We start from the raw sequence: 24,073 nt of genomic DNA, 5'->3' as shown, positions 1-24,073 counted from the left end.
CCCCCACCTCCCCCCCCCCACCCCCCCACCCCCCACCCCCCCACCCCCCCCCCCCCCCCCCCCCCCCCCCCCCCCCGGCCCCTTCCCCGTGGCTGCGTACGGCCTAGAGCGTGCCCAGCTTCATCAGCGACAGCAGGGCGACCAGCTGGATCGCCGACGCGCCCAGCGCCCGCGGCCAGGGCAGGTCGTGCGACTTGGCGACCATGGAGGTCAGCAGCGCGCCGCCGGCCACCCAGGTGGCCCAGCCGAGCACCTGGACGAGCGTGCTGTCGCCGCCCAGGAACATCGCGAAGAGCAGGCGCGGCGCGTCCGAGATCGACATGATCAGCATCGACAGGCCGACCGTGGGCTGCCACAGGCCGTTGCCGCCGAGCTGCCGGGCGAGGGTGTGGGTGACCGCGCCCAGGATCAGCCCGGCGATCACCACCACGACGCCGGTGATCAGGACGGCCGGCAGGCTGTTGGCGAGCGAGGCCTTGAGGACGTCCTCACGGGCCTTGTCGAAGCCGAAGACGGCGAGCATGCCGTAGACGAGGGTGACGATCAGCGCGGGGCCCCACATGGTGTGGTCGCGCATCTGCCAGAAAGTGGCCTGGGGCCGCAGCACGATGCCGCTCAGCAGGTCCTTCCAGTGCAGCCGCGGCCCGGGCGGCGGGGCGGGCGCCGCGGCGTCGCCGTACGGGCCGGGCCCGCCGCCCGGGCCGCCGTACGCGTCCGGGGCCTCGCCCAGGCTGAACTGCTGCGTACGGCCCGGGTCGTCGGGGGTGCGGCCGTAGTACGGGTCGTGGGCGGCCGGACCGCCGCCGTACCCCTGCCCGTAGCCGGGCGGGGGCGGCGCCTGGTGCTGGCCGCCGCCGAAGTACTCCGGCTCGTCGTAGCCGCCCGGCTGCTGCCACTGCTGCTGGCCGCCGCCGTAACCGGGTATGCCGCTCTGCCCCGGCGCGCCCTGGCCGCCGTAGGGAGCCTGCTGTCCTTGCCGCGCGGGCCCGGGGTCGTGCGAGTCCCGTCCGCGTCCCATCCTGAATCCAGCCACGCCTCGAACGTACCCGGTCCCGGCGGGTCCGGACGCCGGGCCCGGGGTGACGGGCCCGGCTTTGCGGCCGACCTGTGACATCCCTTAGGGGAAAGGTGGGGGTCGGCGTGGGCCGTGGGGACGTTGCGGCTAGCGGGCGATCGCCTCGACGCCGCCGGTGTTCTCGATCATGCGCTGGAGCACCCGCAGCGCGGCCGCGTACTCCTCGTCGGTGATGCCCTCGTGGATCTCCCCGCGGACCCGGACGACGACCTCGTGGGTCCGGGCCTTGGCCTCGCGGCCGGCGTCGGTGAGCCGGAAGCGGGGCTCCTTGCCGTCCGCGTCGTCGGTGTCGTCGGCGTCTGTCGTGACCCAGGCGCGGGCCGCGAGCGAGTCGAGCGCGTGGTCGATCGCGTCGCGTCCCTCGTCGAGGGCGGCGGCCAGCAGGCCGCGGATCTCCTCGCGGGTCAGCCCCTCCTCGGCGGAGTCGACGCGGTTGAGGATCCACCACTGCGGCTGGGTGATGTCGATCCGGGCCATCGCCGCGCGGATGTGGCGGATCACGGCTCTGTTGGCGACCCAGCTCCAGTAGCCGATGGGCTGGCCGGCGAGCCGCGCGGTGTCGGAGTTCGGGAATTCCAGCTTCGTCGTCGTCATGTCGCCGACGGTAGGACCTCAAGCAGGCTTGAGATCAAGTGTGTTGACGGTCACCGGGACGGTCACCACAAGAAGCGGAACGGCCGGGCCCCGCGGTGGTCCGCGGGGCCCGGCCGTACGTCGTGGCGTGGCCGGACTACTTCACCGGCTCCGGGTCCGGCTCCGGCGCGTCCGCCGTCTCGCCGTCGCCCTCCGGGGCGGCCGGGGTCTTGACGGACTCCAGCAGGAGCTGGGAGACGTCGACGACCTGGATGGACTCCTTGGCCTTGCCGTCGTTCTTCTTGCCGTTGACCGAGTCGGTCAGCATGACGAGGCAGAAGGGGCAGGCGGTGGAGACGATGTCCGGGTTGAGGGACAGCGCCTCGTCGACGCGCTCGTTGTTGATGCGCTTGCCGATCCGCTCCTCCATCCACATGCGCGCGCCGCCGGCGCCGCAGCAGAAGCCGCGCTCCTTGTGGCGGTGCATCTCCTCGTTCCGCAGGCCCGGCACCTTGGCGATGATCTCGCGCGGCGGGGTGTAGACCTTGTTGTGGCGGCCCAGGTAGCAGGGGTCGTGGTAGGTGATCAGACCCTCGACCGGGGTGACGGGGACGAGCTTGCCCTCGTCGATGAGGTGCTGCAGCAGCTGCGTGTGGTGGATGACCTCGTACTCGCCGCCGAGCTGCGGGTACTCGTTCGCGATCGTGTTGAAGCAGTGGGGGCAGGTCGCGACGATCTTCTTCTTGGACTTCGGCTTCTTCGTGGACTCGTCCTCGGAATCCTCGCCGAAGGCCATGTTCAGCATCTCGACGTTCTGCTGGCCGAGCTGCTGGAAGAGGAACTCGTTGCCCAGACGGCGGGCGGAGTCACCGGTGCAGTTCTCCTCGCCGCCCATGATGGCGAACGACACGCCCGCCATGTGGAGCAGCTCGGCGAAGGCCTTGGTGGTCTTCTTGGCGCGGTCCTCCAGGGCGCCCGCGCAGCCGACCCAGTAGAGGTAGTCGATCTCGGAGAGGTCCTCGACGTCCTTGCCGACGACCGGGACCTCGAAGTCGACCTCCTTGGTCCACTGGAGGCGCTGCTTCTTGGCGAGACCCCAGGGGTTGCCCTTCTTCTCCAGGTTCTTGAGCATCGTGCCCGCCTCGGACGGGAAGGAGCTCTCGATCATCACCTGGTAGCGGCGCATGTCGACGATGTGGTCGACGTGCTCGATGTCGACGGGGCACTGCTCCACGCACGCGCCGCAGGTGGTGCAGGACCACAGCACGTCCGGGTCGATGACGCCGTTCTCCTCCAGCGTGCCGATCAGCGGGCGCTCGGCCTCGGCCAGGGCGGCCGCCGGGACGTCCTTCAGCTGCTCCTCGGTGGCCTTCTCCTCGCCCTCCATGGACTTGCCGCCGCCGGCGAGCAGGTAGGGCGCCTTGGCGTGCGCGTGGTCGCGCAGCGACATGATGAGCAGCTTCGGCGAGAGCGGCTTGCCGGTGTTCCAGGCGGGGCACTGCGACTGGCAGCGGCCGCACTCGGTGCAGGTGGAGAAGTCGAGGATGCCCTTCCAGGAGAAGTGCTCGATCTGGGAGACGCCGAACTGGTCGTCCTCGCCCGGGTCCTCGAAGTCGATGGGCTTGCCGGCGCTCGTCATCGGCTGCAGGGCGCCCAGCGCCACGTCACCACTGGACTCGCGCTTGAACCAGATGTTGGGGAAGGCGAGGAAGCGGTGCCAGGCGACGCCCATGTCGGTCTTCAGGGAGACCGTGATCATCCAGATGAAGGACGTCGCGATCTTCAGGCCCGCGAAGAAGTAGGTGAGGTTCTGGAGCGTGGAGACGTCCATCCCCTCCAGCCACGAGACGACCGGGTACGAGATGAAGAACGAGGCCTCGTAGCCGTCCACGTGGTGCTGGGCACCCTCCAGGGCGTGCAGCATGAAGATGCAGACGCCGACGATGAGGATGACGGACTCGACGAAGTACGCCTGGCCGGTGTTGGAGCCGGCGAAGCGGGACTTGCGGCCCGGCCTGTCCGGCCGGTTCAGCTGGCGGATGACGATGAGGGTCAGGATCCCGAGCGCGGTCATCGTGCCGAGGAACTCGACGAAGACGTTGTACGGGGCCCAGTCGCCGATGACCGGCAGGATCCAGTCGGCCTGGAAGAGCTGACCGATGGCGTTGACGATCGTCAGCAGCAGTGAGAAGAAGCCCACCGCCACGAACCAGTGCGCGACGCCGACGACGCCCCACTTGTTCATACGGGTGTGGCCGAGGAACTCCTTGGCCACCGTGACGGTGCGCTGAACGGGTTCGTCCGTGCGGGTACCGGCCGGTACGGGCTGGCCCAGCCGTACGAAGCGGTAGATCTGCAGGAGGGCACGGCCGAACAGCGCGACGCCTACCGCGATGAGTACCAGCGACACGATGATCGCGGCGAGTTGCATGGGAGGGCTCCTCGGACCTGCGTGAGCGGGAAAGAGCGGGAACGGTGTGGGATTACCAACGGGTAACTTATCCAGTCCGTACGAGACTACTCACTCTCCCGCGCGCGATATACCCGCATCGCCGGTGATCTGTGTCGCTCAGGCATGCCTTAACGCGCGCGTGCCCGCCGTGCGCGCTCCGCTTCACGATCGCGACTGACTGTAAGTCTGACATAAAAGTTGAGTGGGCTCGACTCAGGTCTGTTGACAGGTTCGGCGGGCTGGTGCACCCTTGAGCCTGTTCCACTCAAGTCAGCTGGAGGAATCGACATGGCACGTGCGGTCGGCATCGACCTGGGTACGACGAACTCCGTCGTCAGTGTTCTCGAGGGCGGTGAGCCCACCGTCATCACCAACGCCGAGGGCGCCAGGACCACGCCGTCCGTCGTCGCCTTCGCGAAGAACGGTGAGGTGCTGGTCGGCGAGGTCGCCAAGCGCCAGGCCGTCACCAACGTCGATAGGACGATCCGCTCGGTCAAGCGCCACATGGGCACTGACTGGAAGATCAACCTGGACGGCAAGGACTTCAACCCGCAGCAGATGAGCGCCTTCATCCTGCAGAAGCTGAAGCGGGACGCCGAGGCCTACCTGGGCGAGAAGGTCACCGACGCGGTCATCACCGTCCCGGCGTACTTCAACGACTCCGAGCGTCAGGCCACCAAGGAGGCCGGCGAGATCGCGGGCCTGAACGTCCTGCGCATCGTCAACGAGCCCACCGCGGCCGCCCTGGCCTACGGCCTCGACAAGGACGACCAGACCATCCTGGTCTTCGACCTCGGTGGCGGCACCTTCGACGTCTCGCTGCTGGAGATCGGCGACGGCGTCGTCGAGGTGAAGGCCACCAACGGTGACAACCACCTCGGTGGTGACGACTGGGACCAGCGCGTCGTCGACTACCTGGTCAAGCAGTTCGCGGGCGGCCACGGCGTGGACCTGTCCAAGGACAAGATGGCGCTCCAGCGTCTGCGCGAGGCCGCCGAGAAGGCGAAGATCGAGCTGTCCTCGTCCACCGAGACCTCGATCAACCTGCCCTACATCACGGCGTCCGCCGAGGGCCCGCTGCACCTGGACGAGAAGCTCACCCGCGCCCAGTTCCAGCAGCTGACCGCGGACCTGCTGGACCGCTGCAAGACCCCGTTCCACAACGTCATCAAGGACGCCGGTATCGGCCTGTCCGAGATCGACCACGTGGTCCTGGTCGGCGGTTCCACCCGTATGCCCGCCGTCGCCGAGCTCGTCAAGGAGCTGACCGGCGGCAAGGAGGCCAACAAGGGTGTGAACCCGGACGAGGTCGTCGCCATCGGTGCCTCGCTCCAGGCCGGTGTCCTCAAGGGTGAGGTCAAGGACGTCCTGCTCCTCGACGTGACCCCGCTGTCCCTCGGCATCGAGACCAAGGGCGGCATCATGACCAAGCTGATCGAGCGCAACACCACGATCCCGACCAAGCGCTCCGAGATCTTCACGACGGCCGAGGACAACCAGCCGTCCGTGCAGATCCAGGTCTACCAGGGCGAGCGCGAGATCGCGGCGTACAACAAGAAGCTCGGCATGTTCGAGCTGACCGGTCTTCCGCCGGCCCCGCGCGGCGTCCCGCAGATCGAGGTCTCCTTCGACATCGACGCCAACGGCATCATGCACGTGACCGCCAAGGACCTGGGCACGGGCAAGGAACAGAAGATGACCGTCACCGGCGGTTCCTCGCTCGGCAAGGACGAGGTCGACCGCATGCGCCAGGAGGCCGAGCAGTACGCGGAGGAGGACCACCGCCGCCGCGAGGCCGCCGAGACCCGCAACCAGGGCGAGCAGCTCGTCTACCAGACCGAGAAGTTCCTCAAGGACAACGAGGACAAGGTCCCGGCCGAGGTGAAGACCGAGGTCGAGACCGCGGTCGCCGAGCTGAAGGAGAAGCTCAAGGGCGAGGACTCGGCCGAGATCCGCACCGCGACCGAGAAGGTCGCCGCGGTCAGCCAGAAGCTCGGCCAGGCGATGTACGCCGACGCGCAGGCCGGTCAGGCCGCCGCGGGCGCCGACGCCGGCCAGCAGGCCAAGGCCGAGGACGACGTCGTCGACGCCGAGATCGTGGACGACGAGAAGCCGAAGGGCGGTGCGTCGGCGTGACGGAGGAGACCCCGGGCTTCGACGAGAACGAGAAGCCTGAAGGCACCTCCGACGCCGGCACCCCCGACGACGCGGCGAAGGCCGCCGGGTCCGCCGACAAGGCGGGCCCGGCCGGCCCGGCCCCGACCGGCGAGGAACTCGTCGAGGTAGGCCTCCAGGCGCAGCTGGACCAGGCCCAGGCGGCGCTCGGCGAGCGCACCGCGGACCTCCAGCGGCTCCAGGCGGAGTACCAGAACTACCGTCGCCGGGTGGAGCGGGACCGCGTCACGGTCAAGGAGATCGCCGTCGCGAACCTCCTGACCGAGCTCCTGCCCACGCTCGACGACATCGGCCGCGCCCGTGAGCACGGCGAGCTCGTCGGCGGCTTCAAGTCCGTCGCCGAGTCGCTGGAGACGGTCGTGTCCAAGATGGGTCTGCAGCAGTTCGGCAAGGAGGGCGAGCCCTTCGACCCGCTGGTGCACGAGGCCCTGATGCACAGCTACGCGCCCGACGTCACCGAGACCACGTGCGTGCAGATCCTGCAGCCGGGGTACCGGATCGGCGAGCGTACGATCCGCCCCGCGCGGGTCGCGGTCGCCGAGCCGCAGCCGGGCGCGAGCCCGAAGGCCGAAGAGGCGTCGGACGAGGAGAGCGGTGGCCCGGAAGAGGGCTGACGCCCTGGGTGACGGGAAGGAGGGACGTCGGGGATGAGCCTGAGCAGGGACTTGTTGGAGAAGGACCTCTACAAGGTCCTCGGCGTTCCCAAGGACGCCACCGAAGCGGAGATCAAGAAGGCGTACCGGAAGCTCGCCCGCGAGTACCACCCGGACGCCAACAAGGGTGACTCCTCGGCCGAGGAGCGCTTCAAGGAGATCTCCGAGGCGAACGACGTCCTCGCCGACGCCAAGCGCCGCAAGGAGTACGACGAGGCACGCGCCCTGTTCGGCAACGGCGGATTCCGCGCCGGGCCGGGCGGGGGCGGCTCGTTCAACTTCGACCTGGGTGACCTCTTCGGGGGCGCCCAGGGCGGTGGCGGCGGCGGTGGTGGTGCCGGCGGCTTCGGCGGCGGCCTGGGCGATGTGTTCGGCGGCCTCTTCAACCGGGGCGGCACGGGCCAGCGCCAGCAGCCGCGCCGCGGCCAGGACATCGAGTCCGAGGTGACACTCAACTTCACCGAGGCGGTGGAGGGGGCCACGGTCCCGCTGCGGATGTCCTCCGCGGCGGCGTGCAAGAACTGCTCCGGCACCGGCGACAAGAACGGCACGCCCAGGGTCTGCCCGACGTGCGTCGGCACCGGCCAGGTGTCGCGCGGCTCGGGCGGCGGCTTCTCGCTGACCGACCCCTGCCCGGACTGCAAGGGCCGCGGGCTCACACCCGAGAACCCCTGCGACGTCTGCCACGGCAGCGGGCGCGCCAAGTCCGCCCGCACGATGCAGGTGCGCATCCCGGCCGGCGTGTCCGACGGGCAGCGCATCCGGCTGCGCGGCAAGGGCGCCCCGGGCGAGCGCGGCGGCCCGAACGGCGACCTCTACGTCGTCGTGCACGTCGGTTCCCACCCGGTCTTCGGGCGGAAGGACGACAACCTGACCGTCACCGTGCCCGTCACCTTCGTGGAGGCGGCGCTGGGCGGCGAGGTCAAGGTCCCCACGCTCGGCGGCCCCCCGGTGACCCTCAAGCTGCCCGCGGGTACGCCCAACGGCCGCACGATGCGCGCCCGTGGCAAGGGCGCGGTGCGCAAGGACGGCACCCGCGGCGACCTCCTGGTCACCGTCGAGGTCGCCGTGCCCCAGAACCTCGGCGACGAGGCCAGGGAAGCCCTGGAGGCCTACCGCGTGGCCACCTCGGGTGAGGACCCGCGAGCGGAGCTGTTCCAGGCCTCGAAGGGAGCGTGAACCCCATGGATGGTGTCGGCCGTCGGCGCAATCCCTATGAGCTGACCGACGAGTCGCCGGTCTACGTGATCTCCGTCGCCGCTCAGCTCTCGGGGCTGCATCCGCAGACCCTGCGGCAGTACGACCGCCTCGGCCTGGTCTCCCCGGACCGTACGGCCGGGCGTGGCCGGCGCTACTCCGCACGCGACATCGAGCTGCTGCGGCAGGTCCAGCAGCTGAGCCAGGACGAGGGCATCAACCTGGCCGGCATCAAGCGCATCATCGAGCTGGAGAACCAGGTGGCCGCGCTGAAGGCGCGCGTCGCCGAGCTCCAGGCGACGGTCGAGGGGGCGGCCACGGCCATGCAGCAGGCCGAGGCCGCGGTGCACGCCTCGTACCGCCGCGACCTGGTGCCCTACCAGGACGTCCAGCAGACCGGCGCGCTGGTCGTCTGGCGGCCGCGGCGGGACCACCGGGAGCGCTGAGACAGCTCGTACGAATGGGCCGGGAGGACCGTGAGGTCCTCCCGGCCCCTTCGCATGCCTGCGGGGTGGGATGACGGGAGTTACGGAAAGTTATCCACAGGGGTGGTGGATGACGGTCCGTGACCGCCACACTCGGGGCATGACGGGGGAGACGGCGGGGGAGATGGCGGGGGCCGGGGTTGCTCTGCGAGCGTTGGCCGACGCCCAGGGCGGGGTGGTGCTGGCGGTCCAGGCGCTGGCCGCGGGGTGGTCGCGGGGCCGGCTGGGCCGCTTCCTGGCGGCGGACGGATGGACGCGGCTGCGGGCCGGCGCCTGGCTCGCGCCCGGGCGCGGGGCCGGGCCGCTCCAAGCGCTGTGGGCGCTCCAGCTGCTGCGGCCGGAGCTGGTGGTCAGCCACTGGTCGGCGGCGGCGCTGTACGGCGTGGCGGCCGCGCCCGGCGGCCTCCCGGAGTTCGTCCGGGCGGGCCGGTCGGCGGTGAAGGGGGCGCGGCTGCACCGGCTGCCGCTGGAGCCCGGCGAGGTGATGACGGTCGGGGGCCTCCGGGCGACGTCCGTCGCGCGGACGATGGCCGATCTGCTGCGCGCCGGGCCCCGGGACGACGCGCTGGTGGCGGTCGACGCGGCGCTGGGCTGGCGGCCGCTCGCGCCACCGGGGCCGCCGGGCTCGCCGCCGGGTGGGCCGTCCGGTTCGTCACCCGGTTCGTCGCCCGGTGGCCGGGGCGGGCGGAGACCGCCGCTGACCACGCTCGACGCGATCGGCCGTGCCCTGACCTCGGCTCCCTCGCTGCGGGGCGCCCGGAGCGCGGCCTGGTGGCTGGCGCTGGCCGATCCCCGGGCGGGCTCCGCGGCCGAGACGGTCGCCCGGCTGCGGATGTACGACGCGGGGCTGCACCCCGAGACCCAGGCCATGCTGGTGGTGCCCGCCACGGGCCGCCGGGTGTATCCCGACTTCCTCTTCCGCCGGCAGGGCCTGGCCGTGGAGACCGAGGGTTACGCCTGGCACGGCAGCCGGGCGCAGCACCAGCGGGACGTCATACGGTTCAACGACCTCGCGGCCTGCCCGGAGGTGCGCCGCATCCTGCGGTTCACCAGCGCCGACGTCCACCACCGCCCGGCCATGATGATCCGCGACATCCGGGCGGCGCTGGACTGAACCGCTGACCGGTCAGCCCCGGCCCATCGCGCGGGTGACGGCGATCTCCAGGACGACGCGCTCGGGGTTGGGGCGCGGGACGCGCTGGTAGCGCTCGGCGTAGCGGGCGACGGCGTCCGCCACGGAGTCGGCGTCGGTGCGGACCACGGCGCGGCCCTCCAGGGTGGCCCAGCGGCGGCCCTCCAACTGGCAGACGGCGACGCGGGCGCCGTCGGGCCCGGCGGCCAGGACGTTGAGGGCCTTGCGGCTGTTCTTGCCGGTGATGACGCGGGCGATCCGGGTATCGGGGTCGAAGGTGACGCCGACGGGGACGACGTGCGGCGAGCCGTCCGGGCGGTGCGTGGTGAGGGTGCATATGTGCCGCTCGCGCCAGAAGGCGAGGTAGGCGGGGTCGAGAGCGCGAAGGTCCTGGGCCATGACGGGAAGCCTAGGGCGCCGCGCGGGCGTGGGGGGCGGCTTCACTCACAAGTGGGGCATTTCGGGGAGGTGCGCTACCGCGAGGAAGTTGAGTGGAATAGACTCAACTTATCGCACGTTGCTTCCAGCAGGACTGCGGGGGAACCGCAGGCGAGACGGGTTACGCGACACACAAGGAGGAGCCCCGAGCCGTGGATGCCGAGCTGACCAACAAGAGCCGCGAGGCGCTCAGCGCCGCGAACGATCGGGCCGTGTCCGCGGGCCACGCCGACATGACGCCCGCGCATCTGCTGCTGGCGCTGCTCGCCGGCCGTGACAACGAGAACGTCATGGACCTGCTGGCCGCCGTGGAGGCCGACGCCGCGGCCCTGCGCTCCGGCGCCGAGCGGCTGCTCGCCGGGCTGCCCAGCGTCCAGGGCTCCACCGTGGCACCGCCCCAGCCCGACCGCGAGCTGCTGGCCGCGCTGGCGGACGCCTCGGAGCGGGCCCGCGACCTGGGCGACGAGTACCTCTCCACCGAGCACCTGCTCATCGGCCTCGCCGCCCGGGGCGGCCGGACCGGCGAGCTGCTCGCCGATCAGGGCGCCTCCGCCCGCCGGCTGCTCGACGCCTTCGAGGGGGCGCGGGCCGGGCAGCGGGTGACCTCCCCCGACCCGGAGGGCACGTACAAGGCGCTGGAGAAGTTCGGCACGGACTTCACCGCCGCCGCCCGCCTCGGCAAGCTCGACCCCGTCATCGGGCGGGACCACGAGATCCGCCGCGTGGTGCAGGTCCTCTCCCGCCGTACGAAGAACAACCCCGTGCTCATCGGCGAGCCGGGCGTCGGCAAGACGGCCGTCGTCGAGGGGCTCGCGCAGCGGATAGTGAAGGGCGACGTCCCCGAGTCGCTGCGCGACAAGCGCCTGGTCTCCCTCGACCTGGGCGCCATGGTCGCGGGCGCCAAGTACCGCGGCGAGTTCGAGGAGCGGCTGAAGACCGTCCTGGCCGAGATCAAGGCCAGCGAGGGCCGGATCATCACCTTCATCGACGAGCTGCACACCGTCGTGGGGGCGGGCGCCGGCGGCGACTCCGCCATGGACGCCGGCAACATGCTCAAGCCCATGCTGGCCCGCGGTGAGCTGCGGATGGTCGGCGCGACCACCCTCGACGAGTACCGCGAGCGGATCGAGAAGGACCCGGCGCTGGAGCGGCGCTTCCAGCAGGTGCTGGTGGCCGAGCCGTCCGTGGAGGACACGATCGCCATCCTGCGCGGCCTCAAGGGCCGCTACGAGGCCCACCACAAGGTGCAGATCGCCGACTCCGCGCTGGTCGCCGCCGCCGGCCTCTCCGACCGCTACATCACCTCCCGCTTCCTGCCCGACAAGGCCATCGACCTGATCGACGAGGCCGCCTCCCGGCTCCGTATGGAGATCGACTCCTCGCCCGTCGAGATCGACGAGCTCCAGCGCGCCGTCGACCGGCTGCGGATGGAGGAGCTCGCCCTGCGCAACGAGTCCGACGAGGCGTCCAAGGAGCGGCTCGCGCGGCTGCGCCGCGACCTCGCGGACAAGGAGGAGGAGCTGCGCGGGCTGACCGCGCGCTGGGAGAAGGAGAAGCAGTCCCTCAACCGCGTCGGCGAGCTCAAGGAGCGCCTCGACGACCTGCGGGTGCAGGCCGAGCGCGCCCAGCGCGACGGCGACTTCGACACCGCCTCCAAGCTGCTCTACGGCGAGATCCCGGCCGTCGAGCGGGAGCTGGCGGAGGCCGCCGCGGCGGAGGCCGAGGCCGAGCAGGAGGCCGCCGCCAAGGACCTCATGGTCAAGGAGCAGGTCGGCCCGGACGACATCGCCGATGTCGTCGCCTCCTGGACCGGCATTCCGGCCGGGCGCCTGCTGGAGGGCGAGACGCAGAAGCTGCTGCGCATGGAGGAGGAGCTGGGCCGGCGGCTGATCGGCCAGGCCGAGGCCGTGCGGGCCGTCTCGGACGCCGTGCGGCGCTCCCGGGCCGGCATCGCCGACCCCGACCGGCCCACCGGCTCCTTCCTCTTCCTCGGCCCCACCGGCGTCGGCAAGACCGAGCTGGCCAAGGCGCTCGCCGCCTTCCTCTTCGACGACGAGCGGGCCATGGTCCGCATCGACATGAGCGAGTACGGCGAGAAGCACTCGGTGGCCCGCCTGGTCGGCGCCCCGCCCGGTTACGTCGGCTACGAGGAGGGCGGTCAGCTCACCGAGGCCGTGCGCCGCCGCCCGTACACGGTGGTGCTGCTGGACGAGGTGGAGAAGGCCCACCACGAGGTCTTCGACATCCTGCTCCAGGTGCTCGACGACGGCCGGCTGACGGACGGTCAGGGCCGGACGGTGGATTTCCGCAACACCATCCTCATCCTCACCTCCAACCTCGGCTCGACGTTCCTGGTGGACCCGCTGCTGAAGGAGGAGGAGAAGCGGGAGAAGGTGCTGGAGACGGTCCGCGCCTCCTTCCGTCCCGAGTTCCTCAACCGGCTCGACGACACCGTGGTCTTCCACCCGCTCGGCACCGGGCAGCTGGAGCAGATCGCCCGGATCCAGATCGGCCACCTCCAGCGCCGCCTGGCCGACCGCCGGCTCGCGCTGGAGGTCACCGACGCCGCGCTGGCCTGGCTGTCCCGGCTGGGCACCGTGCCCGGCGCGGAGGGCGGCGCGGCCCCTGACCTGGCCTACGGCGCCCGCCCACTGCGCCGCCTGGTGCAGACGGCCATCGGCGACCGGCTGGCCCGCGCCATCCTGGCCGGGGACGTCCGCGACGGCGACACGGTCCGTGTCGAGGTCGCCGAGGACGGCCGATCGCTCACTGTTTCGCCTGCTCGCGAGCGTGCTGTCGGCGAAACACCGTGACAACTGGCCGGGCGGGGGTTGCCAGCTCCCGCCCGGGATGGGGGAGGATGGCGGGAGACCGTACGAAGGGAAGAACTGGTGAGCATCGACCCGTCCTCGATTCCGAATTTCGGGGGCCAGCCCGAACCGCACTCTGAGGCGGGCCCGACCGGCCCCGTCATCCCCGACCAGGACCTGGTCAAGCAGCTCCTGGAGCAGATGGAGCTGAAGTACGTGGTGGACGACGAGGGTGACCTCGCCGCGCCGTGGGAGCAGTTCCGCACGTACTTCATGTTCCGTGGCGAGGAGGAGCAGCAGGTCTTCTCCGTGCGCACGTTCTACGACCGTCCGCACGGCATCGACGAGAAGGCCCGTCTCCTCGAGGTCATCGACGACTGGAACCGTCGCACGCTGTGGCCGAAGGTCTACACCCACACCCACGACGACGGCACCGTCCGCCTGATCGGCGAGGCGCAGATGCTGATCGGCGTCGGCGTCGCGCTGGAGCACTTCGTCTCCAGCACCGTCAGCTGGGTGCGTGCCTCGATCGAGTTCGACAAGTGGCTCGTCGAGCAGCTGGGCCTGGAGGCCGACGCCGAGTCGGACGACGACAAGCCGGACGACGAGGCCTGAGCCTCAGCGGCGGCTACATCGGGACCCTGGCCACGGCCAGGAGATAGGTCCCGTAGAAGAACGACAACCCGGCCAGCGCGCCCGCCGTCACGGCGACGGTGCGTGGCCGGGCCCTCGCCATGGCCACGGCCGCCGGCATCAGCAGCGGGAAGGCCGGCAGCAGGAAGCGCGGCTTGGAGGCGAAGTAGCTGGAGCCGCCCACCGCGATCACGACCAGCACGACCGCGTACACCAGCAGCACCGCGGGCGGCCGGTCCAGCGCCAGCAGGACCAGCGCCACGAGCGCGACGCCCAGGATCGCCAGCGTCACGTAGTAGACCAGGTAGTCGCGCGAGACGATCAGGTGCCGGGTGAAGAGGAACGCGTCCCGGCCGAAGTCGAAGCGCGAGCCCCACAGCCGCTGCACCTCGAAGTAGCCCAGCGGCCCGCGCCCCGAGCGCAGCCCGGCCCACACCACGTAGCCCGCCCAGCCCGCGGGCGCCAGCGCCGCGCCCGCCCAGGGCCGCCAGTCCCGCCGGGCCCGGGGGTCGCGCCACAGGGCGAGGGCGACGGCGCACCAGATCGCGGCGGCCACGGCGATCGCGTTGGGCCGGGAGAGCCCGGCCAGCAGGGCCAGCGCCCCGGCCGTCGGCCACCGCCGGGTGAGCGCCGCGTACAGCGCCCAGGCCGCCAGCGCGGTCATCAGCGACTCGGTGTAGGCCATGGTCTGCACGATCGCGTGCGGCATCAGCCCCCACAGCAGCACCAGCAGCGTCGCGGCCCGCCGCCCGTACAGCCGCTCGCCGACCGCGTAGATCCCCCACGCCGCCGCTCCGGCCGCCGCCCACGCCACGAGCAGCCCGGCGCTGACGACGGTGAGCGGCAGCAGGGTGGCGACGGACCGCACCAGGGCGGGGTAGAGCGGGAAGAACGCCAGGTCGTTGTAGAAGACGCCGCGGGTGGTGGGCGAGGGGACGATCAGCCCGTAGCCGTGCCGGGCGATGCCCGCGTACCAGATGCCGTCCCACAGGTGGCCGAGCAGCGTGCGCGGGTGCTTGCCCGCCCACCAGGCCCAGGACGCCATCACCGTCATGCCGGTCAGCCGGACGGCCGCGTAGAGGCCGAGCGCGGGCAGCGCCCGGCGCAGGGCCTCGCGGACCCGGTCCGTCCGGTCGGCCCGGCGGCGGTCGCGGGCGGCCCGGCGCTGGCCCGGGGCGCGGGCGGGCACGGTGACACGGTGAACGGTGGGGCCGGCGGCGGACACGGGGGCACCTCCGGTGCGGCTGCTACGGGAATGTGGAGGCCTGCCGGCGGGCGGTCCGTTCGGCATCCCGGCGGCATACCGACCATGCGGCCCCCGCCCCGCGCGCGCGACTTACAGCGCCCGTAAGCGGTGCACCTTCCACCCGCTCGGCCGCACCCCGGCCTATGGTGAAGCCGATCACCGGACCGATGTCCGGCCCGGGAGCATCGACCGAGGGGAGCGGACCGAGATGACCGAGGACACGGTGGGCGCGGGCGGGGACGGATGGGCTCCGGCGGCGCGGGTGCGCGGGCTGGGGACGTCGGTCTTCACGGAGATGACCGAGCTGGCCCGCCGGACGGGCGCGGTCAACCTGGGGCAGGGCGTGCCCGAGCTGGGCGCGCCGTCCGCGCTGCTGGAGGACGCCGCGCGGACGATGCTCGGCGGCGGCAACCAGTACCCGCCCGCCCACGGCTTCCCCGCGCTGCGCGAGGCCGTGGCGGCGCACCAGCGCCGGCGGTACGGACTGGAGTACGACCCGCGGGAGGAGGTGCTGGTCACCACGGGCGCGACGGAGGCGCTGGCGGCGGCGCTGCTGGGGCTCGTCGACCCGGGCGACGAGGTCATCGCCTTCGACCCCTGCTACGACGCCTACCCGGCGGGGGCGCGGTTCGCCGGCGCCCGCCTGGTGCCCGTTCCCCTGGCGGAGGAGGGCGACGGGTTCGTGCTCGACGCGGCGGCGCTGCGCGCCGCGATCACCGGGCGCACCCGGGTGCTGCTGCTCAACACCCCGCACAACCCCACCGGCAAGGTGTTCACCGCCGGGGAGCTGGCGGAGGTGGCGGAGATCTGCCGCGAGCACGACCTGACGGTGGTGACGGACGAGGTCTACGAACACCTGGTCTACGACGGGGGCGCGCACCGTACGATCGCCGCGCTGCCGGGGATGCGGGAGCGGACCCTGACGATCTCCTCGGCGGGCAAGACGTTCAACGTCACGGGCTGGAAGGTCGGCTGGGTGTGCGGGCCGGCGCGGTTGGTGGCGGCGGTGGCGGGGGCGAAGCAGTTCCTCACCTACGCCTCCGGCACGCCCTACCAGGAGCCGCTCGCGCGGGCGCTGGGGGGCGTGGAGGAGTGGGCGACGGAGCTCAGGGCGACGCTGAGCCGTCATCGCGATCTGCTGAGCGAGGGGCTCACGCGCGCCGGTCTGCGCCCCCTTCACGCGGAGGCGGGGTATTTCGTCCAGGCGGACATCCGCGCGTGGGGGCACGCCGACGGCGTGCGATTCTGCCGTGAACTCCCTTTGCGCGCCGGGGTGGTGGCCATTCCCACGTCCGCCTTCTACCTGCGCCCCGACGCCCCGTCCTATCTGGTGCGTTTCTCCTTCTGCAAGCAGGAGAACTCGGTTCTCGAGGCCGTGGAGAAGCTGATCGCCGGACGGTGACCTCCGCGTTTGCAACTGGCCCAGAGCCATTCGCATATGCGTCCGGCGGATTTCACCATCCGCCGGACGCCGGTGTGTTGAACATTTGAGCTGTACGGCCCTCTCGTGGATGGAAAGTTGCAGATGATGGGTAAAACTGCTGTGGGCGCGGCTCATTCGTGATTCCCTCTCATTCAGAGCCACGTTGAGAGCCAACTCCTGGGAATCGCCGGAATCCGGAATCCCACCCGCCGGAGCGGAGCCACGGAACCAGGGGTCTCGAATGTGGGCATGAGCCGGCGCACCCGAAAGGAAATCTGGTCCTCCTCGGGGCGGGCCGGCCCACCCTCCACTGCCGCTCGCGGAGCCGACCCATGCTCACCACCCTCAAAACCACCTACACCGACACCCGCGCCGCCGACCTCGCCTGGTGTCTGGGCAAGGAACCGCTGCCCGCGCTGGCGGTCCTCGACCTCCACCTCGACGGCGCCGCCGTGCAGTTGCGCCTGCTGGGCGCCTCCCACCAGGTCATACTCGAAGAGGAGGACGGAGTCTGTTCGGAGACGGTCGCCTGCATAGCCGGCAGCAGCACCCCGCTGCCGCTGGGGGTCGCCCGGCGGGTCGGCGCATGGGAGTACGAGTTCGCCGCCCGCGTCGAGACCCTCTCCCGCTGCTCGTTCGCCGGCCGCGCGCAGGAGCTGCTGGCGCTGGTCGCCGAGCACCCGCAGGGTCTGGCCGGAACGTTTCCGGGCAGCCCCCACGCCTTCACCGCGCTGCTCGCCCAGCGCCACGACGGCCAGATCAGCTGGCGCACCTGGCACGCCTACCCCCAGGAGGGGCGGCTGGTCGCGACCCGGACCCGCGTGGGCGTGCGGATGACCGCCCCGCTCTGAGGACCGCCCCGTCCCGCCCCGGCCCGCCGCGCCCGGCCCGTCGTCGGTGCCCGTCGTCGGCCCCATGTGGATTAAACCCGTGTGGGTGACAAAAGGTATACCGGTTCGTGACGTAGCGTTCCCGCATGGTCCACCACCGCCCGGTGCCGGCGCGGCTGCCCGTACGGGCCGGGCTCGGCCGCCTCCTGGTCCTGACCACGGTCTTCATCTGCGCCGCCTGCGGGCTGGTGTACGAGCTGGAACTGGTCGCCCTGGCCTCGTACTTGATCGGCGACTCCGTCACCCAGGCCTCCGTCGTCCTGTCGGTGATGGTCTTCGCCATGGGCGTCGGCTCCCTGCTCGCCAAACGGCTGCGCGGCCGGGCGGCCGCCGGTTTCGCGGCGGTCGAGGCGGTGCTGGCGCTGACCGGCGGGCTGTCGGCGATGGCGCTGTACGCCTGTTTCGCCTGGTACGGGCAGGCCCGGCCGGCCCTGGTGGGCTTCTCGCTCGCGATCGGGGTGCTGATCGGCGCCGAGGTGCCGCTGCTGATGACCCTCATCCAGCGCATCCGCCGGCAGGACGCCGGCGGCGCGGTCGCGGATCTCTTCGCCGCCGACTACGTGGGCGCCCTGGTCGGCGGGCTCGCCTTCCCCTTCCTCCTGCTGCCCGTCCTGGGCCAGCTGACGGGAGCGTTGCTGACCGGCGCGGTGAACGCGGTGGCCGGCGGGGCGCTGGTGCTCTGGCTCTTCCGGGGCGATCTGTCCGCCCGGGCTCGCTGGGTGCTGATCGTCGCGAACGCGCTGGTGCTGGTCCTGCTGGCCGTCTGCTCGGTGCTCACCGGCCCCTTCGAACGGGCGGCGCGCACCGCCGTGTACGGCGCGGACGTCCGGGTGGCCGTGCAGTCGGAGGTCCAGGAGGTCGTGCTGACCGGCGGCGGCGTCAGCGGGCGGCCGCTGTCCCTCTTCCTGGACGGGCGGCTGCGCGTCAGCGGCGACGACGAGTACCGCTACCACGAGGCCCTGGTCCATCCCGTCATGGCGGGCCCGCACCGCCGCGTCCTGATCCTGGGCGGCGGCGACGGCCTGGCGGTGCGCGAGGTGCTGCGCTATCCGGACACCGCAGCGGTGACCGTCGTCGAGCTCGACGCCGCGGTGCTCCGGCTGGCCCGCACGGACACCGACCTGGTGGCGCTCAACCACGGCGCCTACCGCGATCCGCGGGTGAGGGTGGTGACGGCCGACGCGTTCGACTGGCTGCGCGGGGGCGCCGAGGGCCCCTACGACGTGGTCATCTCCGACCTCCCGGACCCGGGCGTGACGCCCAGCGCCAAGCTCTACTCGCAGGAGTTCTACGGCCTGGTGGCCCGGGTCCTCGCTCCCGGCGGCCGATTAGCGGTGCACGGCGGCGACCTCGACGTGCGGCCCCGGTCCTTCTGGACGGTGGACGCCACGGTCCGGTCGGTGGGCCTGCGGTCCGTGCCCTACGAGGTACGGGCGCCGGCCGTGCGCGGTGACCGCCGGCCGGGGTGGGGGTTCCTGCTCGCCGCCCGCTCACCCGTACGGCTGCGGCTGTCCGACGCCCACCCGTACCTGCCCACCCTGACGCCCGAGCGGCTGAGCGCCGAGGCCCGCGCCGCCGCGTCGCACCGCGAGACCGGGCTGCTGCCGTCGACGCTGATGCACCCGCGCTATCCCGGATGACCGCTCACGGCCCCGGCGTCCCGCCGCAGGGACGCGCGGAAGGCACCCGGGGCCAGGCCCACCCGGTGCTGGAAGAACTTCGAGAAGTTGGCCGCGTCGTCGAACCCCAGCCGGCCCGCGATCCGCGCCGCGGGCAGATCGCTGTGCGCGAGCAGCCGCTTGGCCTCCAGCGTCACCCGCTGGTCGATGAACTCCTTGGCCGCCACCCCGGTCGCCGCCAGCGTGGCCCGTGACAGGGTGCGGGAGGAGTAGCCGAGCGTCCGGGCGTAGTCCGCGACCCGGCGGCGCGTGGCGTAGTCGCGTTCGACGGCCCCCCGGAAGCGCAGGAACGTGTCGTCGGCGGGGGCGGTGTCGGCGGCGGCCGTGGTGTGGGCCAGCCGCAGCACCAGCACGGAGAACAGATGCCGCAGGACCTCGGCGTGGACGCCCGAGGGGAGCGCGGAGCCGGTGCGGTAGTCCGTGGCCAGGTGGCGCACCGCGCAGAAGACGGCCTCCCGGTCGCCGCCCGCGGGCCGCCACAGCACCGGCCGGAAGGGGTCGTCGGCCGTCGCCGCCACGCTGCTGCCGGGCGGCAGGAAGCCGGCCTCGACCAGGACGACCGTGCCCTCGATCCCCGGTACGTCGTCGCCGAACTGCTGCACCTGTCCGGGGCGCACCCACAGCACGTCGCCGCCGCGCAGCGGATGGGCGGTGAAGTCCACGGTGTGCGAGGCCGCGCCGGAGTCGACGGCCAGGATCTGGTGGAAGTCCAGCCGCTGGGGCCGGGTCAGCAGGCCCTCGGACGCCCGCTCGCGGAGCTCGGCGAGGGTCATCACCTCCAGGCCGGCGGGGGCGCCGGGCGGCGGCTCGTAGGCCAGGTCCAGAATCCCGGCCGTTTCGCCGTCCGGGTCATCATGTCGTTTTTTCACCATGAGCAGGCGCGAGCCTACCTGGCCGGGGGGCGGTGCGCTGCCTAGCGTTGTTGTCCGGCGCACTCGCCGTTTCCGCAGCTCAGGAGGTAACCCACCATGGCCAGGATCGCTCTCTTCGGTGCCACCGGCACGATCGGCAGCCGCGTTCTCCGCGAGGCGCTGGACCGGGGCCACCAGGTCACGGCGGTCGTCCGCGACCCCGCCAAGGTCACCGAGCAGCACCCCAACCTCACCGTCACCACCGGTGACGTCCTGGACCCCGAGTCGGTGGCCAAGGCCGCCCAGGGCCAGGACGTCGTCGTCAGCGCGGTGGGCGGCGGCGACGGCCCCGGCCATGTGGCCACCATCGAGCCGGCGGCCAAGGCGCTGGTGGCGGGCCTGCGGACGCTCGGCGACGCCGCTCCGCGCCTGGTCACGGTCGGTGGTGCGGGCTCGCTGCGCACCCCGGACGGCAAGCAGGTGTGGGACGCGGAGGGGCTGCCGGAGTTCCTGCTGCAGATCATGCACGCGCACGGTGACGCGCTGGACTTCTACCGCACGGTCTCCGACGTCCGCTGGACCAACCTCAGCCCCGCGGGCCTGATCCAGCCCGGCGAGCGCACCGGCACCTACCGGACGGCGCTGGAGGACCTCGTGATCGACGCGGAGGGCAACAGCCGTATCTCCGCCGAGGACTACGCGGTGGCGCTCATCGACGAGATCGAGACGCCGAAGCACGTCGGTGAGCGGTTCACGGTCGGATACTGACCGTCTTCTGACGGAAAGTTCGATCGGATTCGACCGGGGCGGTACTGGTACGGGGCCCGATGGGTAGGCTCGCTTGCTATGGAGCATGAGGTGTTCGTTCCGTTTCCGGTCGGTGCGGTGCGGCGAGTTCTTTCCGACCCGGCACGCGTCGCGCGCTGCGTCCCCGGCCTGCAGCAGGACGCCTCGGCCGGCGCCGCGCTCGCGGGTCGCCTGCGGCTGCGCATCGGCGGTTCGACGATCACCTACCGGGGGGCGCTCCGGCTCACCGAGCGGGACGGTTCGTACGAACTCTCCGGCGAGGGCACGGAGGCGCGCGGCAGCGGCACGGTGACCCTCGTGCTCAGCGCGCTTCCCGAGGAGATGCCGGGCGGCACCCGGCTGAGCTGCACCGGAACGGTCGGCGGCGCCGGGCGGCTCACGGAGTTCGACGCCAGGACCGCCGAGTCGGCGGCGCGGCGGCTGCTGGACCGGTTCGCCGCCGCCCTCGCCGAGGAGCTGCGCGACGACGAGGCCGCCGCCGCGGCGGAGGAGACCGGGCCCGACAGCGCCGTGGAGGCCCCGGTGGCCGAGGTCATCGAGGTCGTCGAGGCCGGGGGAGCCCCGGAGTTCGAGGACGACGTCCTCGACGAGGAGCCCCCCGCCGAGGCGGCGCACGCCCGCCGCACGATGATCGGCCGCAGTGCGGAGGAGGTCGACCACGCGCCGCCGAGGGGCCGTTACGCCCCCGTCCCCGCTCCGGAGACCACCTCCGGCACGGCGGTCCTGCGCTGGGTCGCCCCCGCGGCCGCGCTCGCGCTGGCGGGTGCCGTGGTCTTCTCCCGCGCGCTGCGCCGCAAGCGCTGACGTGGCGTCGCCCGCCGGATTCGGCGGGTATGCCCAGGTCCCAGGGCATAGGGTCGAAGGGTGAGCGATGACGTACGCCTGACGGCCGGAAACGCCGACGTGACCTTCAGCCCCGGCAACGGCTGCCGCATCGGCAGCCTGACGATCGACGGCACCGAACTCCTGCGCCAAGGCGACCGGTACGGCGCCTTCCCGATGGTCCCCTGGTGCGGCCGCATCGATCTGGGCCGCTTCCGCAACGGTGGCGAGATCCACCAGATGCCCCTCAACCACCCGCCGCACGCGATTCACGGCACCGGCCGGGACACCGTCTGGCGCACGGCCCGCGCCGACGAGCGCGCCGCCGCCTTCACCTACGACCTGGCCGACCCCTGGCCGTACTCCGGCCGCGTCACCCAGCTGGCCGAGCTGACGGAGAACTCCCTCACGCTCACCATGGGCGTCGAGACCTACGACGACTCCTTCCCGGCGCAGGCCGGCTGGCACCCCTGGTTCCGGCGCAACCTCGGCACCGGCAAGGACGTCGAGATCGACTTCCGGCCCGGCTGGCAGGAGGAGCGCGGCGACGACCACATCCCCACCGGCCGTCGCGTCGAGCCCCGCCCGGGGCCCTGGGACGACTGCTTCGGGATGCCTGACGGCGTCGACGTCACCCTGACCTGGCCCGGTGCGCTGGAGCTGAGGATCACCAGCCGTGCCGAGTGGGTCGTGGTCTACGACGAGCAGAGCGAGGCCGTCTGCGTCGAGCCGCAGTCCGGTCCGCCGAACGGCCTGAACACCCTTCCCCGTCTGGTGACCCCGATCGACCCCCTGGAGATCTCCACGACGTGGACCTGGCGGTCGCTGGCCTAAGCTCATGGCCATGACCGATGCGCGTGACGCCCTGCTGCGGCAGATCAAGGACAAGGCCGTGGTCCACGGCAAGGTGACCCTCTCCTCCGGCAAGGAGGCCGACTACTACATCGACCTCCGCCGGATCACCCTGGACGCCGAGGCCGCGCCCCTGGTCGGCCAGGTCATGCTGGACGCCACGGCGGACCTGGACTTCGACGCCGTCGGTGGGCTCACCCTGGGCGCCGACCCGGTCGCCACCTCGATGCTGCACGCCGCCGCCGCGCGCGGCCGGAAGCTGGACGCCTTCGTCGTCCGCAAGGCGCAGAAGGCCCACGGCATGCAGCGCCGTATCGAGGGTCCGGACATCACGGGCCGTCGTGTGCTGGTCGTCGAGGACACCTCCACCACCGGTGGTTCCCCGCTGACCGCCGTCGAGGCGGCCCGTGAGGCCGGCGCCGAGGTCGTGGCCGTGGCCACCATCGTCGACCGCGGCGCCCAGTCCGCCATCGAGGGCGCCGGGCTGCGCTACATCACCGGTTACGCGCTGGGCGACCTGGACCTCGGCTGACGTTTCACGTGAAACCACACCTCACGTGAAGCCGGGTCTCGAACCGGGCCTCGAACCGGGCCTCACGCCGTACCTCACGTGAAGCCACCCTGCTCTCAAATGAGCATGGTGAGCCTCATGTGGAGTAATCCGGGGAGTCTGGGAAGATGGGGGCGACGATGACCGTCGCCCCCTTACCCGCAAGACCCCAAGGAGCGGACAGATGCCCATCGCAACCCCCGAGGTCTACAACGAGATGCTCGACCGGGCGAAGGCCGGCAAGTTCGCCTACCCGGCCATCAATGTGACCTCGACGCAGACTCTGCACGCCGCGCTGCGCGGTTTCGCCGAGGCGGAGAGCGACGGCATCATCCAGATCTCCACCGGTGGCGCGGAGTTCCTGGGCGGCCAGTACAGCAAGGACATGGTCTCGGGCGCCGTCGCGCTCGCCGAGTTCGCGCACGTGGTCGCCAAGAAGTACCCGGTGAACATCGCGCTGCACACCGACCACTGCCCGAAGGACAAGCTGGACGGCTACGTCCGTCCGCTGCTGGCCATCTCGCAGGAGCGCGTCGCCGCCGGCCAGAACCCGCTCTTCCAGTCCCACATGTGGGACGGCTCCGCCGAGAAGCTCGACGAGAACCTGGCCATCGCCAAGGAGCTGCTCGCCGAGGCCGTGAAGGCGAAGATCATCCTCGAGGTCGAGATCACCCCGACCGGTGGCGAGGAGGACGGCGTCTCCCACGAGATCAACGACGACCTCTACACCACCGTCGCCGACGTCGAGCGCACCGCCGAGGCCCTGGGCCTGGGCGAGAAGGGCCGCTACCTGCTGGCCGCCTCCTTCGGCAACGTCCACGGCGTCTACAAGCCGGGCAACGTCGTCCTGAAGCCGGAGCTGCTGCGCGAGCTGCAGGACGGCATCGCCGCGAAGCACGGCAAGGCCGACCCGTTCGACTTCGTCTTCCACGGCGGCTCCGGCTCCACCGAGGAGGAGATCCGCGTCGCGCTGGAGAACGGCGTCGTGAAGATGAACCTCGACACCGACACCCAGTACGCCTTCACCCGTCCCGTGGCCGCCCACATGTTCGGCAACTACGACGGCGTCCTGAAGGTCGACGGCGAGGTCGGCAACAAGAAGGCCTACGACCCGCGCACCTGGGGCAAGCTGGCCGAGGCGAGCATGGCCGAGCGCGTCACCAAGGCCTGCGCCGACCTGCGCGCCACCGGCACCCGCCTGAAGTAGCCGGGAGCGGCACGGTCCGGGGGGGGGGGGGGGGGGGGGGGGGGGGGGGGGGTGTGGGGGGGGGTGGGGGGGGGGGGGGTCGCCTGGAAATACGTCGAGGAATGCTTGGGCGGAGAGGCTGAC

General features: G+C 71.9%; 21 protein-coding genes. 15 read left to right on the top strand and 6 right to left on the bottom strand.

Translation table 11 applies throughout. The annotated features are described in order from the left end of the window. Positions 1 to 103: 103 nt before the first annotated feature. The 3 genes from AC07BS_RS19120 to AC07BS_RS19110 all read right to left on the bottom strand — a co-directional run bounded on the left by AC07BS_RS19120 (position 104) and on the right by AC07BS_RS19110 (position 4,079). Positions 104 to 1,114, bottom strand: a complete 1,011-nt coding sequence (locus AC07BS_RS19120) for a Yip1 family protein (RefSeq protein WP_478933311.1) — start codon at positions 1,112 to 1,114, stop codon at positions 104 to 106. A gap of 48 nt (positions 1,115 to 1,162) precedes the next feature. Continuing rightward, positions 1,163 to 1,669: a MarR family winged helix-turn-helix transcriptional regulator gene (locus AC07BS_RS19115; protein WP_478648968.1), complete on the bottom strand. Its 507-nt coding sequence runs from the start codon at positions 1,667 to 1,669 to the stop codon at positions 1,163 to 1,165. Positions 1,670 to 1,805: 136 nt separating this feature from the next. Next, on the bottom strand, positions 1,806 to 4,079 hold the full coding sequence (locus AC07BS_RS19110; protein ID WP_478648965.1) for a (Fe-S)-binding protein: 2,274 nt from the start codon (positions 4,077 to 4,079) through the stop codon (positions 1,806 to 1,808). Between the two features lie 309 nt (positions 4,080 to 4,388). On the opposite strand from AC07BS_RS19110, the gene dnaK reads away from it, so the two are divergent. The 5 genes from dnaK (at position 4,389) to AC07BS_RS19085 (ending at position 9,724) form a co-directional block, all read left to right on the top strand. After that, positions 4,389 to 6,236, top strand: coding sequence for a molecular chaperone DnaK (dnaK, locus tag AC07BS_RS19105; protein ID WP_478648962.1), 1,848 nt, complete (start codon positions 4,389 to 4,391; stop codon positions 6,234 to 6,236). After that, positions 6,233 to 6,889: a nucleotide exchange factor GrpE gene (gene grpE, locus AC07BS_RS19100; protein WP_478648959.1), complete on the top strand. Its 657-nt coding sequence runs from the start codon at positions 6,233 to 6,235 to the stop codon at positions 6,887 to 6,889. The genes dnaK and grpE overlap by 4 nt, the downstream gene beginning before the upstream one ends. Before the next feature lie 33 nt (positions 6,890 to 6,922). Continuing rightward, on the top strand, positions 6,923 to 8,107 hold the full coding sequence (gene dnaJ, locus AC07BS_RS19095) for a molecular chaperone DnaJ (RefSeq protein WP_478648956.1): 1,185 nt from the start codon (positions 6,923 to 6,925) through the stop codon (positions 8,105 to 8,107). A gap of 5 nt (positions 8,108 to 8,112) precedes the next feature. Further along, positions 8,113 to 8,571, top strand: a complete 459-nt coding sequence (locus tag AC07BS_RS19090; RefSeq protein WP_478648952.1) for a heat shock protein transcriptional repressor HspR — start codon at positions 8,113 to 8,115, stop codon at positions 8,569 to 8,571. A 139-nt stretch (positions 8,572 to 8,710) separates the two neighbouring features. After that, on the top strand, positions 8,711 to 9,724 hold the full coding sequence (locus AC07BS_RS19085) for a hypothetical protein (RefSeq protein ID WP_478933306.1): 1,014 nt from the start codon (positions 8,711 to 8,713) through the stop codon (positions 9,722 to 9,724). Positions 9,725 to 9,736: 12 nt separating this feature from the next. On the opposite strand, the gene AC07BS_RS19080 is transcribed toward AC07BS_RS19085, so the two are convergent. Then, positions 9,737 to 10,141 carry a pyridoxamine 5'-phosphate oxidase family protein gene (locus AC07BS_RS19080; RefSeq protein ID WP_478648947.1) on the bottom strand — a complete coding sequence of 135 codons (405 nt, stop codon included), beginning with the start codon at positions 10,139 to 10,141 and terminating at the stop codon, positions 9,737 to 9,739. Between the two features lie 191 nt (positions 10,142 to 10,332). Between AC07BS_RS19080 and clpB the strand changes: the two genes are divergently transcribed. Then, positions 10,333 to 12,993: an ATP-dependent chaperone ClpB gene (clpB, locus tag AC07BS_RS19075; RefSeq protein WP_478933304.1), complete on the top strand. Its 2,661-nt coding sequence runs from the start codon at positions 10,333 to 10,335 to the stop codon at positions 12,991 to 12,993. A gap of 78 nt (positions 12,994 to 13,071) precedes the next feature. Continuing rightward, positions 13,072 to 13,605, top strand: coding sequence for a YbjN domain-containing protein (locus AC07BS_RS19070; RefSeq protein ID WP_478648942.1), 534 nt, complete (start codon positions 13,072 to 13,074; stop codon positions 13,603 to 13,605). 13 nt (positions 13,606 to 13,618) lie between these two features. Here AC07BS_RS19070 and AC07BS_RS19065 read toward each other — a convergent pair whose 3' ends face one another. After that, positions 13,619 to 14,848, bottom strand: coding sequence for a hypothetical protein (locus tag AC07BS_RS19065; protein WP_478933302.1), 1,230 nt, complete (start codon positions 14,846 to 14,848; stop codon positions 13,619 to 13,621). A gap of 229 nt (positions 14,849 to 15,077) precedes the next feature. On the opposite strand from AC07BS_RS19065, the gene AC07BS_RS19060 reads away from it, so the two are divergent. The 3 genes from AC07BS_RS19060 to AC07BS_RS19050 all read left to right on the top strand — a co-directional run bounded on the left by AC07BS_RS19060 (position 15,078) and on the right by AC07BS_RS19050 (position 18,822). After that, a complete protein-coding gene (locus AC07BS_RS19060; protein ID WP_478933300.1) occupies positions 15,078 to 16,271 on the top strand; it encodes an aminotransferase class I/II-fold pyridoxal phosphate-dependent enzyme in 1,194 nt (397 codons plus the stop codon). A gap of 353 nt (positions 16,272 to 16,624) precedes the next feature. Then, positions 16,625 to 17,143, top strand: coding sequence for a DUF2617 family protein (locus AC07BS_RS19055; protein WP_478648934.1), 519 nt, complete (start codon positions 16,625 to 16,627; stop codon positions 17,141 to 17,143). Between the two features lie 125 nt (positions 17,144 to 17,268). Further along, positions 17,269 to 18,822 (top strand): polyamine aminopropyltransferase, encoded by a 1,554-nt coding sequence (locus AC07BS_RS19050; protein WP_478648932.1) that lies wholly within the window; start codon positions 17,269 to 17,271, stop codon positions 18,820 to 18,822. Here AC07BS_RS19050 and AC07BS_RS19045 read toward each other — a convergent pair. Next, the gene (locus AC07BS_RS19045) at positions 18,810 to 19,733 is read right to left on the bottom strand and encodes a helix-turn-helix domain-containing protein (protein ID WP_478933297.1); all 924 of its coding nucleotides are present in this window, start codon (positions 19,731 to 19,733) and stop codon (positions 18,810 to 18,812) included. The genes AC07BS_RS19050 and AC07BS_RS19045 overlap by 13 nt on opposite strands. 96 nt (positions 19,734 to 19,829) lie before the next feature. Here AC07BS_RS19045 and AC07BS_RS19040 point away from each other — a divergent pair, with 96 nt between their 5' ends. The 5 genes from AC07BS_RS19040 to fbaA all read left to right on the top strand — a co-directional run bounded on the left by AC07BS_RS19040 (position 19,830) and on the right by fbaA (position 23,950). Further along, the gene (locus AC07BS_RS19040) at positions 19,830 to 20,480 is read left to right on the top strand and encodes an NAD(P)-dependent oxidoreductase (RefSeq protein ID WP_478648927.1); all 651 of its coding nucleotides are present in this window, start codon (positions 19,830 to 19,832) and stop codon (positions 20,478 to 20,480) included. A 78-nt stretch (positions 20,481 to 20,558) separates the two neighbouring features. Next, positions 20,559 to 21,323 carry an SRPBCC domain-containing protein gene (locus tag AC07BS_RS19035; protein ID WP_478648924.1) on the top strand — a complete coding sequence of 255 codons (765 nt, stop codon included), beginning with the start codon at positions 20,559 to 20,561 and terminating at the stop codon, positions 21,321 to 21,323. 60 nt (positions 21,324 to 21,383) lie between these two features. Then, positions 21,384 to 22,175: an aldose epimerase family protein gene (locus tag AC07BS_RS19030; protein ID WP_478648922.1), complete on the top strand. Its 792-nt coding sequence runs from the start codon at positions 21,384 to 21,386 to the stop codon at positions 22,173 to 22,175. Between the two features lie 4 nt (positions 22,176 to 22,179). Beyond that, on the top strand, positions 22,180 to 22,725 hold the full coding sequence (gene pyrE / locus AC07BS_RS19025) for an orotate phosphoribosyltransferase (RefSeq protein ID WP_478648920.1): 546 nt from the start codon (positions 22,180 to 22,182) through the stop codon (positions 22,723 to 22,725). Positions 22,726 to 22,927: 202 nt separating this feature from the next. Further along, on the top strand, positions 22,928 to 23,950 hold the full coding sequence (gene fbaA / locus AC07BS_RS19020; RefSeq protein ID WP_478648917.1) for a class II fructose-bisphosphate aldolase: 1,023 nt from the start codon (positions 22,928 to 22,930) through the stop codon (positions 23,948 to 23,950). The last annotated feature ends 123 nt before the right edge of the window (positions 23,951 to 24,073 follow it).

The sequence above is a fragment of the Streptomyces sp. NPDC044063 genome, assembly GCF_056434285.1.
The sequence above is the reverse complement of the archived record's forward strand: the minus strand, read 5'-3'. Positions and strand labels throughout refer to the sequence as shown.

What these genes read in the sequence shown, in the direction of transcription:
- AC07BS_RS19120 (WP_478933311.1), bottom strand. Translation starts at nt 1,114, where the DNA reads ATGTCACAGGTCGGCCGCAAAGCCGGGCCCGTCACCCCGGGCCCGGCG.
- AC07BS_RS19115 (WP_478648968.1), bottom strand. Translation starts at nt 1,669, where the DNA reads ATGACGACGACGAAGCTGGAATTCCCGAACTCCGACACCGCGCGGCTC.
- AC07BS_RS19110 (WP_478648965.1), bottom strand. Translation starts at nt 4,079, where the DNA reads ATGCAACTCGCCGCGATCATCGTGTCGCTGGTACTCATCGCGGTAGGC.
- dnaK (WP_478648962.1), top strand. Translation starts at nt 4,389, where the DNA reads ATGGCACGTGCGGTCGGCATCGACCTGGGTACGACGAACTCCGTCGTC.
- dnaJ (WP_478648956.1), top strand. Translation starts at nt 6,923, where the DNA reads ATGAGCCTGAGCAGGGACTTGTTGGAGAAGGACCTCTACAAGGTCCTC.
- AC07BS_RS19090 (WP_478648952.1), top strand. Translation starts at nt 8,113, where the DNA reads ATGGATGGTGTCGGCCGTCGGCGCAATCCCTATGAGCTGACCGACGAG.
- AC07BS_RS19085 (WP_478933306.1), top strand. Translation starts at nt 8,711, where the DNA reads ATGACGGGGGAGACGGCGGGGGAGATGGCGGGGGCCGGGGTTGCTCTG.
- AC07BS_RS19080 (WP_478648947.1), bottom strand. Translation starts at nt 10,141, where the DNA reads ATGGCCCAGGACCTTCGCGCTCTCGACCCCGCCTACCTCGCCTTCTGG.
- AC07BS_RS19060 (WP_478933300.1), top strand. Translation starts at nt 15,078, where the DNA reads ATGACCGAGGACACGGTGGGCGCGGGCGGGGACGGATGGGCTCCGGCG.
- AC07BS_RS19055 (WP_478648934.1), top strand. Translation starts at nt 16,625, where the DNA reads ATGCTCACCACCCTCAAAACCACCTACACCGACACCCGCGCCGCCGAC.
- AC07BS_RS19050 (WP_478648932.1), top strand. Translation starts at nt 17,269, where the DNA reads ATGGTCCACCACCGCCCGGTGCCGGCGCGGCTGCCCGTACGGGCCGGG.
- AC07BS_RS19045 (WP_478933297.1), bottom strand. Translation starts at nt 19,733, where the DNA reads ATGGTGAAAAAACGACATGATGACCCGGACGGCGAAACGGCCGGGATT.
- AC07BS_RS19040 (WP_478648927.1), top strand. Translation starts at nt 19,830, where the DNA reads ATGGCCAGGATCGCTCTCTTCGGTGCCACCGGCACGATCGGCAGCCGC.
- AC07BS_RS19035 (WP_478648924.1), top strand. Translation starts at nt 20,559, where the DNA reads ATGGAGCATGAGGTGTTCGTTCCGTTTCCGGTCGGTGCGGTGCGGCGA.
- pyrE (WP_478648920.1), top strand. Translation starts at nt 22,180, where the DNA reads ATGGCCATGACCGATGCGCGTGACGCCCTGCTGCGGCAGATCAAGGAC.
- fbaA (WP_478648917.1), top strand. Translation starts at nt 22,928, where the DNA reads ATGCCCATCGCAACCCCCGAGGTCTACAACGAGATGCTCGACCGGGCG.